Origin of the sequence: Clavibacter sp., assembly GCF_014802555.1 — a bacterium.
Classification (GTDB): Bacteria; Actinomycetota; Actinomycetes; order Actinomycetales; family Microbacteriaceae; genus Clavibacter; species Clavibacter sepedonicus.
Genome location: NZ_JAAVCB010000005.1, coordinates 1 through 8,749 on the forward strand (window position 1 = coordinate 1; position 8,749 = coordinate 8,749).

Annotated in this window: 10 protein-coding genes, 1 tRNA gene and 1 pseudogene; 9 read left to right on the forward strand and 3 right to left on the reverse strand. The window is 72.4% G+C overall.

The genetic code is table 11. The annotated features are described in order from the left end of the window. The 5 genes and pseudogenes from HDR73_RS00605 to HDR73_RS00625 form a co-directional block, all read left to right on the forward strand. Window positions 1-377, forward strand: a pseudogene (locus HDR73_RS00605) (asparaginase); the annotation flags it as partial. A 25-nt stretch (window positions 378-402) separates the two neighbouring features. Continuing rightward, the gene (locus HDR73_RS00610) at window positions 403-1,293 is read left to right on the forward strand and encodes a polysaccharide deacetylase family protein (RefSeq protein WP_012298847.1); all 891 of its coding nucleotides are present in this window, start codon (window positions 403-405) and stop codon (window positions 1,291-1,293) included. 34 nt (window positions 1,294-1,327) lie between these two features. Further along, the gene (locus HDR73_RS00615; protein WP_012298846.1) at window positions 1,328-2,725 is read left to right on the forward strand and encodes an MFS transporter; all 1,398 of its coding nucleotides are present in this window, start codon (window positions 1,328-1,330) and stop codon (window positions 2,723-2,725) included. Further along, entirely contained in the window at window positions 2,722-3,489 is a 768-nt protein-coding gene (locus HDR73_RS00620) for an SDR family NAD(P)-dependent oxidoreductase (protein WP_012298845.1), read from the forward strand. Before HDR73_RS00615 ends, HDR73_RS00620 begins: the two co-directional genes overlap by 4 nt. After that, a complete protein-coding gene (locus HDR73_RS00625) occupies window positions 3,486-4,241 on the forward strand; it encodes an SDR family oxidoreductase (RefSeq protein ID WP_012298844.1) in 756 nt (251 codons plus the stop codon). The genes HDR73_RS00620 and HDR73_RS00625 overlap by 4 nt, the downstream gene beginning before the upstream one ends. 46 nt (window positions 4,242-4,287) lie before the next feature. On the opposite strand, the gene HDR73_RS00630 is transcribed toward HDR73_RS00625, so the two are convergent. Both HDR73_RS00630 and HDR73_RS00635 read right to left on the reverse strand, forming a co-directional pair. Next, window positions 4,288-5,058, reverse strand: a complete 771-nt coding sequence (locus HDR73_RS00630) for a gamma-glutamyl-gamma-aminobutyrate hydrolase family protein (protein ID WP_012298843.1) — start codon at window positions 5,056-5,058, stop codon at window positions 4,288-4,290. A gap of 77 nt (window positions 5,059-5,135) precedes the next feature. Then, window positions 5,136-5,828, reverse strand: coding sequence for a pyridoxine/pyridoxamine 5'-phosphate oxidase (locus HDR73_RS00635; RefSeq protein WP_012298842.1), 693 nt, complete (start codon window positions 5,826-5,828; stop codon window positions 5,136-5,138). Between the two features lie 555 nt (window positions 5,829-6,383). Between HDR73_RS00635 and HDR73_RS00640 the strand changes: the two genes are divergently transcribed. From HDR73_RS00640 to HDR73_RS00650, 3 genes are all read left to right on the forward strand, one after another. Beyond that, the gene (locus HDR73_RS00640) at window positions 6,384-6,977 is read left to right on the forward strand and encodes an Ea47 family protein (RefSeq protein WP_049791908.1); all 594 of its coding nucleotides are present in this window, start codon (window positions 6,384-6,386) and stop codon (window positions 6,975-6,977) included. 195 nt (window positions 6,978-7,172) lie between these two features. Then, a complete protein-coding gene (locus HDR73_RS00645; RefSeq protein WP_133064079.1) occupies window positions 7,173-7,703 on the forward strand; it encodes a YPYG domain-containing protein in 531 nt (176 codons plus the stop codon). 33 nt (window positions 7,704-7,736) lie between these two features. Beyond that, window positions 7,737-7,919 (forward strand): DUF4177 domain-containing protein, encoded by a 183-nt coding sequence (locus HDR73_RS00650; protein ID WP_012298839.1) that lies wholly within the window; start codon window positions 7,737-7,739, stop codon window positions 7,917-7,919. Between the two features lie 228 nt (window positions 7,920-8,147). Here HDR73_RS00650 and HDR73_RS00655 read toward each other — a convergent pair. After that, a tRNA-Arg gene (locus tag HDR73_RS00655) sits at window positions 8,148-8,219 on the reverse strand. Between the two features lie 206 nt (window positions 8,220-8,425). On the opposite strand from HDR73_RS00655, the gene HDR73_RS00660 reads away from it, so the two are divergent. After that, a complete protein-coding gene (locus HDR73_RS00660) occupies window positions 8,426-8,668 on the forward strand; it encodes an antitoxin (protein WP_012298838.1) in 243 nt (80 codons plus the stop codon). Window positions 8,669-8,749: the final 81 nt, after the last annotated feature.

Genomic DNA, 8,749 nt, shown 5'->3' on the forward strand with positions numbered 1-8,749 from the left:
CCCTCGCCCTCGCCGTCCTCCTCCCGACCGCGATCGCCGCAGGCGCCGCCGGCGTCGTCGTCATCGGGACGGGCGCCGGCAACGCGAACCGCTCGCTCGTGCCGGCGATCGAGGCGGCCGTCGACGCCGGCGTCCTCGTCGCGCTCGGCACGCGCGTGGCCGAGGGGCCGGTGGCCGCGATCTACGGCGAGGGCGGCGGGGCCGACGCCGTCCGCGCCGGCGCCGTGCCGATCGGCCGCCTCTCCGTGGCGCAGGCCCGGATCCTCGTGGCGCTCCTCCTCGACCACCACCCCGCTGACGAGGCGCGCCGCCTGCTGGCCGCCGCCGCCGACCCCGAGACCCGCACCACCACCCCGGCCGGCGCCCTGCCTGCCTGACCCATCACCCGACGGAAGGACCCCCATGGCCAAGGACATCATCATCGCGTTCGGCATCGACGTCGACGCCGTGAGCGGCTGGCTCGGCTCGTACGGCGGGCAGGACTCGCCCGGCGACATCTCCCGCGGCCTGTTCGCGGGCGAGGTCGGCGTGCCCCGCCTCAACGCGCTGCTCGCCAAGCACGACCTCCCCTCCACCTGGTTCTGGCCGGGCCACTCCATCGAGACGTTCCCGCGGGAGTTCGACCAGGTCGTCGCCGCCGGGCACGAGATCGGCGCGCACGGCTACAGCCACGAGAACCCCATCGAGATGTCCCGCCAGCAGGAGGCCGACGTGCTCGACCGCTCGATCGAGCTCATCGAGTCGCGCGCCGGCCGCCGCCCCACCGGCTACGTCGCCCCGTGGTGGGAGTTCTCCCGAGTGACGAACGAGCTCCTCATCGAGCGCGGGATCCGCTACGACCACTCGCTCATGCACCGCGACTTCGAGCCGTACTACGTGCGCGTCGGCGACACGTGGCAGGGCGTCGACTACACGAAGGACGCCGCCAGCTGGATGCACCCGCTCGTGCGCGGCGAGGAGACCGACCTCGTGGAGATCCCCGCGTCGTGGTACCTCGACGACCTGCCTCCCATGATGTTCGTCAAGGGCAGCCCGAACAGCCACGGCTTCGTGAACCCCCGCCACCTCGAGGAGATGTGGCGCGACCAGTTCGACTGGGTCTACCGCGAGCAGGACTACGGCGTCTTCACGTTCACCATCCACCCCGACGTCTCGGGCCGCCCGCAGGTGCTCCTCATGCTCGAGCGGCTCATCGCCCACATCAACTCCCACGAGGGCGTCCGCTGGGCGACCTTCGACGAGATCGCCCAGGACTTCCAGCGACGCTCCCCGCGCACCCCGCGCGTCCCCTGATCCGCGACCCGTCCGACCGCAGGAGACCACCCCCATGAGCACCGACACCTCCCGTCCCGGCGCCGCCCCCGCGGCCGCCGGATCCGCGGCATCCGCCGCCTCGCCCGCCGACGCGCTGCCGGCGGGCCTCGAGAAGGTCAGCGTCCGCCAGACCCGCCGGGTCACGGGCATCGCCTTCCTCGCGTGGACCATCGCCGTCTACGACTTCATCCTCTTCGGCACGCTGCTGCCCGACATCTCGCGCGACTTCGGCTGGGACACGAGCGAGTCGCTGCTCGTCTCGACGCTGGTCAGCGTGGGCACGGCGGTCGTCGTGCTCCTCGTCGGCCCCATGGTCGACCGGCTCGGCCGCCGCGTCGGCATGGTCGTGTCCGTCACCGGCACGGCGCTGTCCTCGGGCGCGACCGCGCTGAGCGCCGGGGCGGTCTCGCTCGTCGGGATCCGCAGCATCAGCGGCCTGGGCCTCGCCGAGCAGTCCATCAACGCCACCTACCTCAACGAGATCTACGAGCAGACCGAGGACGAGCGGATCCGCCGCAACAAGGGATTCGTCTACGCGATGGTGCAGACGGGCTGGCCGCTCGGCGCCCTGCTCGCCGCCGCGTTCGTCGGCCTCATCACCACGGCGTTCGGACCGGGGAGCTGGCGCATCGCGTTCGGCCTCGCGACCGTCCCCGCGCTCGTGGTCGCGGCGATCTGCCTCACGCTCCGCGAGAGTCCGCAGTTCGTCGCGCAGCAGCGGATCCGCCGGCTGCGCGCCGCCGGGCACCACGACGAGGCGGCCGCGTTCGCCCGCGCCACCGGGCTCGACGTGCAGCGGTCCGCCCCCATCGCGCGCATCTTCCAGGGCAAGCACCTGCGGAGCACGATCGTCCTGAGCGTGGCGTGGCTGCTCAACTGGTTCGGGATCCAGACCTTCTCCGTGCTCGGCACCACCGTGCTCGAGTCGGGCAAGCACATCGACGCCTCCAACGCGCTGCTGCTGATCATCGCGTCCAACTGCGTGGGCGTCCTCGGCTACCTCGCGCACGGCTGGCTGGGCGACCGGCTCGGCCGTCGCAACGTGATCGTCGGCGGCTGGCTCGTCGCGGGGCTCGCGTTCGCGGTGATGCTCCTCGGGCCGGACGACCCGACGTTCGTGATGGGCGCCTACATGGTCGGGCTGTTCTTCCTGCTCGGGCCGTACGCGGCGATCCTGTTCTTCCAGGCCGGCTGCTTCGACAGCGACTGCCGGGCGACCGGCTCCAGCTTCATCGGCGCGATGAGCCAGCCGGGCGCGATCATCGGCGGCTTCCTGCTCACGGGCCTCACGGCGAGCGCCATGTCGTTCGGCCAGGCGGCGCTGTGGGTGGGCGCGGGCGGCATCCTCGCCTCGGCCCTCGTGATGCTGCTCGCGAAGCCCACGGGCGAGACGCGCGAGGCGACCGCGTGACGGGAACGGCACCCGTCGCGCTCGTCACGGGCGGGGCATCCGGCATCGGCCGCGCGACCGCGGTGCGCCTCGCCGCCCGGGGCGACCGCGTGGTCGTCGGCCGCTACCCCGGCGACCCGCACGACGCGGGCGCGACCCTCGAGGCCGTGCGCACGGTCGGCGGCACGGGCATCGCGGTGGACCTCGACGTGGCGTCCACCCGGTCCGTCGACGCGTTCGTGCGGGCCGCGCTCGAGGAGTTCGGCCAGGTCGACCACGTGGTCGCGGCCGCCGGGATCCTCCGCCGGGCGCCGCTCGGCGCGATGACGGACGAGCGGTGGGACGAGGTGCTGGGCGTCGACCTCGGCGGCGTGATGCGCGTGATCCGCGCGGCCGAGCCGCTCCTCGGACGGGGCTCCTCGATCGTCGCCGTGTCCTCCATGGCGGGCGGCGTCTACGGCTGGGGCGACCACGCGCACTACGCGACGGCGAAGGCCGGGGTCGTCGGCCTCGTGCGGAGCGCCGCCGTGGAGCTCGCGCCGCGCGGGATCCGCGCCAACACCGTGATCCCGGGCCTCATCGAGACGCCGCAGTCGCTCGACGCGGTGAACTCGCTCGGCGCCGACGGCCTCAGGCGCGCGGGCGACAGGATCCCCGCCGGACGCGTGGGCCGACCCGAGGAGGTGGCCTCCGTGATCGCGTTCCTCGCCTCCGACGACGCCGCCTACGTGACGGGGCAGACCCTCACCGTCGACGGCGGCCTGACGATCCGGATGCAGGAGTGAGCGCCGCCGTCCCCCGCAGCGACCGGCTGCGCGGGCGCACCGCCCTCGTGACGGGCGCGGCGAGCGGGATCGGCGCGGCCATCGCCCGGCACTTCGTGCTCGCGGGCGCCGAGGTCGTGCTGGTCGACATGGCACCCGCCGTGCACGAGGAGGCGCGCCGGATCGGCGCCGTGGGCGCGGTCGTCGCCGACGTGTCCGACGAGGCGCGCGTCGCGGACGCCGTCGCGGAGGCCGGGCGGATGCTCGGCCGCATCGACGTGCTCGTCAACTCCCACGGCATCCTCACCGAGACGCCCGTGGCGGAGATGGCGCTGGCGACCTGGCAGCGCACGATCGACGTCGACCTCACGAGCGTCTTCCTGCTGACCCGCGCCGTGCTGCCGGGGATGCTCGAGCGGCGCGACGGCCGGATCATCACGGTCGCCTCGCAGCTCGGCCAGAAGGGCGGCGTCGGGCTCGCGCACTACGCGGCCGCGAAGGCCGGCGTCATCGCGTTCACCAAGTCGCTCGCGCTCGAGGTCTCGGGCTCGAACGTGCTCGCGAACGTCATCGCGCCGGGCCCCATCGCGACACCGCTGGTGGACGCCATCTCGGAGGACTGGAAGGACGCGAAGCGCCGGGAGCTGCCGCTCGGCCGCTTCGGCACGGTCGACGAGGTCGCCCCGACCGCGGTGCTGCTGGCGGCGGATCCCGACGGGAACCTGTTCGTCGGCCAGACGCTCGGGCCCAACAGCGGCGACGTGATGCCCTGACCCGCGCTGCGCGGTGACAGGCCGCGGTCGCCGGGGCCGGGTCGGCTCAGGCGGCCGCGGTGCGCGCGTCGCCGACGGGCTCGCGCAGGGCGCAGGCCTCGGCGAGCGCGTCGAGCAGCGCGGGCAGCTGATCGCGCGCCGCGCCCGGGTCCTCCGGGTGCCACTGCACGCCGATGACGGGCGCGCTCTCGTGCTCGACCGCCTCCGGCACGCCGTCGGGCGCGACCGCGACGACGCGCAGCCCCGCGCCCGGGCGGTCGACCGCCTGGTGGTGGGCGCTCCGGACGACGACGTCGGTGGATCCGAGCGCGCGGGCGAGCCGACTGCCGACCGCGACGCGCACGTCGTGGTCGCGCATGACGGCCGTGATCTCCTCGGCGTCGTTGCGGTGCTCCCCCACGCCCTCGATGTGCTGCTGCAGGGTGCCGCCGAGCGCGACGTTGACGATCTGGGCGCCGCGGCAGATGCCGAGCAGCGGCGTGCCCTCGGCGACCGCGCGGCGGACGAGCGCGATCTGCCCGGCGTCGGCGACCTCGCGGTGCGTCGAGCGGCCCTCGTACTCGGCGGGCCCGCCGTAGAAGCGCGGGGCGACGTCCTCGCCGCCCATGATGACGACCGCGTCGGCCTCGCGCGTGCGGGCGAGCAGCGACTCGACGCCCTCGTCCTCCGCCGCGACGTTCTCGACCTGCCAGCCCGCGGCGTCGGCGATCTCGGCGACGCGCGCGTTGAGCCCCTGCACCAGCGTGTTGTAGGCGGCGGCCTCGGGACGGGAGCGGGTCACCTGCACGACGGCGAGGCGGCGGAGGGGGGCGGGCATGGATCCAGTGTGCGGTGTCCCCCGCGGGCCCGCACGCCGCGCGTCATGTTCCGCAACACGCGGCGGCGGTCCGGCCCTCAGGGCCAGACGAGCGTGTGCGTCCAGGATCCGTCCGGCCCCGACCGGTACATGACCCGCAGCTGCCCGTGGTCGGCGGTCGCCTGCCAGAACTCGACGACCGTCGGCTGCAGCACGTAGGCGCGCCACGACTCGGCGACGAGCTCCGGATCCCGGTCCACGGCGTCCCGCGCCCGGGCGAGGCGCGCGTCGCGCTCGGCGGCGTCGGGCATCGGCTCGCTCTGGTCGCCCGCGATTACCTCGGCGCGCGATGCGGGGTGCCGCGCGAGGAAGTCGCGCGCGCTCACCTCGCCGTCGCCGTGGAAGACGGGACCGGTCGCGCGGATCTGACGCCCGCGCTCCCGCCAGTACGCGACGAGCGCCGCGCGCGGGTTGGCCTCGAGGTCGCGGCCCTTGGGGCTGTCGGCGAGCGAGGAGAACCACAGGGCGCCGGGCTCGTCGTCGACCGTGGGCGTCACGTCCTTGAGCAGCAGCGTGCGCGCGCTCGGGCGGCCGTCCGCGTCGGCGGTCGCGAGGACGACCGCGTTCGGCTCGGCGGCGTCGTGGGCGACGGCGTCGCGGATCCAGTCGATGACGAGGTCGATCGGGTCGTCCGGCAGGTGCGCCGGGTCGAGCTCGGGGAACTCGTGGGGCTTCGGCTTCGCGCCCTTCAGGAGGTCGCGGACCGAGGTGGAGTAGTCGTCGTCTGCCATGCGGCGAGCCTAGGCCGACCGACCGCGGATGCCCGATGGCCAGCTCTCGGAGGCGGCGGGATGCCGGACCGCGTCGCACGGGCGCATCCTGCCGGGCCGGGGATCGCGTGTTCGTCGCCATGCGGGAATCGGATTGGCTCGTGCACCACTGGGCTTTTCCAGTACCGGGCGGCGTGGTCGTCCCGCCGGACGCCCGCTACCTTCATGTGTAGGCCCGCTCCCCCAGTTGGGCCCAGCACCACGCGGCGGGAACCCGAGACCCGTCTCGGGCCCCGCCGCGTGTGTTCACGCGTCCTCCGCCCCTGCCGCTCCGCGAACCTGCGTCGAGCCGATGCGATCCGATCCGCCGCGGACGTGCGCATCGCGTCACGCGCTGGCGGCATCGCCGCGTAACCCGTAGACGGGGATCCCGCTGCGGTCGGACCTCCGAGGTGGCGTCTCCCTGTTTCAGCCGCCACCGCGCGAGTGGCGCAACGGAGACCGGTGGGAGCCGGGGCATGCAGATGCAGTGTCGGAGCCGCTGATGTCTGTGAGCGTGCCGGGTACGTTCAAGCCATGACCCTCCACCGGACCGTTGCAAGCGCCTTCCGAGCCACTCATCAGACCTTGGCGTTCGCCGAGCAGGGAGCAGCACAATTTCTCAAGCGCGGCACCGAAGCGGAGTTCGGCCTTCATACTGCCGTCACGAATGGGCGCGCCGTGACCTTCGTCTTGCAGAACTTGACGTCAAACGACTTGCTCGGCTCACCATTCTTGACCTGGTACGACCGGGAGATGACGCAGATGCGGGCGGACCCTATCGATAGATGGTTCGTCGAGCTGCGGAATCGAATCGAGAAGCAGGGCACCATGGGGGCCCGCACAGGCACCTTCATCTCGAACTACTCCTCGTCAACCGTCGAGCCCGACAGACCGATTGGAGCAACCAGCCGGTTCCTTGGCGACCACATGGGCCGCGCTGGTTGGAAAATTGCCCTGCCTGACGGGTCCACGACTGTCGTCTACACGGCCACCCCGCCCTACATGCGGACGGTGATGACGACACTCGGCGCACCTGACGACTTCGACGTCTTCAAGCACCTTGAACCCTGGCTGGCGAAGCTGCGGGACCTGGTAGAGCGAGCTGAAGCTGAGTGGGGCATGAAGTAGCCGCATCAGACTGACGCGGCACTTTTGCCGAATGCAGACGTCGGGCCCGAACAGGGGCTGGGCGGCTGGCTCCGGGCTCCATACGCTCGAGGGGACCCAGGAGGACCTTTGACCCGAACTGCCCTTACCCTGCCGGCCGCCGCACTCCTTAGCGCCTTGCTCCTGACCGGGTGCTCCGCGGCCGACCCGATCTCCGTGCCCGACGTCTCCGGCATGACCGGCACCGAGGCGAAGAACACGCTTGAGAACGCCGGGTTCGAGGTCGACCTCGAAGCGGACGAGGGCTTCGTCCTAGACCCGGCCAACTGGGAGGTGGTGTCGCAGCTCCCCGACGCCGGTGACGACGCTGCGGACGGCGACACCATCACCCTGTCGGTGAGCAAGCCCGAAGCGGAACCGGTCGCCGAGCCGACGCCCGCGGCGACTCCGACTGAAGAGGCGGCGCCTATCGCCCCTGCGGCACCGGCCGTGCCGGCGGAACCCGAGGCACTGACGTCAGGCATGGCAATGACCGTCTGCGATCGCATGGGCAAGGAACAGGCACCGTACGGCTGGGACGCCGACTTCATCCTCGACGGAACTCGCATGCAGCAGGACGGTGGGTGGTTCCTGAAGGCAGGCGTCGACATCACGAACGCGTACGACGCCGAGGGCCGCTTCACCGTCGAGTGCTTCGTCACCGGCACGGAAGACTCGCCGACGATCGAGACTTTCAACGTCTACTGACCCGTCTCGCTCAATCAGAGGTACTAAAGAAATATGCCTGAATACCGCCTGGAGCAACTGCCTGCAACAGGCACCGTGAAAAAGAACGCCTACACGGAGGCGTTCAACGAGCAAGTTAACGCCATCGCAGCCGAGGGGTGGGAGGTCGTGACAATACACCGTAATGGCAGCCTGCTCATGCCGATGGATGTGCTGTTCTGCCGCGCCGGCTGCTGACCGTGACCTGCCATCGGGGCCGGCGAGTGCCCTGTCGGGATGACGCACAAGGCGCGCGCCTAAGTACTGGCGCTGGGCGTATATGAGCGACGGCCGCCGCACATGACCACGCGAGGGTCGGGCTCCACCCAGCGTGAACGCCGGCGTCGCGGTGGGCGAACGCACGAGAGGCCGGCCCCGCTGGCGGGACCGGCCTCTCACCGCACCAACACGGGATATGGGAAGGTGTGCCCCCAGGAGGATTCGAACCTCCGCCCCTGCCTCCGGAGGGCAGTGCTCTATCCCCTGAGCTATGGGGGCCAGGGTGCGCGCGAGCGCGGATCCAGGGTAGCACCGGCGACGAGGCCCGCCGCGCCGCCGTCACCGGGCCCCGCGGCATCCGCATTCCCTCTCCCGGGGAGACTCCCCGCTCCGGCACAGGCGGGGCACGCCAGGATGGTCCCAGGACGACCGCCGCGCCGCCCGGGCACGGCGGCCCACCCGATCCCCTCAAGAGGAGACCACCCGTGAAGCTGTCCCGCATCGCCGCCGCCGCCACCGGCTTCCTGCGCACGTCCAAGGGCCAGGACGTCGGCCGCACCGCCATCGACAGGGTGTCCGGCATCGCCGATAAGGCCACCGGCAGCAAGCACGCCGACAAGATCCAGAAGGCGCGCCAGGCCGCAGACGACCAGCTGCGGAAGCTCGGCCCCGACGGCGGCCGCGGCAGCCAGGGCCCCGTCCCGCCCGCGACACCGCCCCGCCGCTGAGCGCCGGCAGCCTCGAGCTCACGCTGGACGCGGCGTCCGACGCCGCGGTCCGCGCATCCTGGCGCGCCCTCGCCGGCGCCG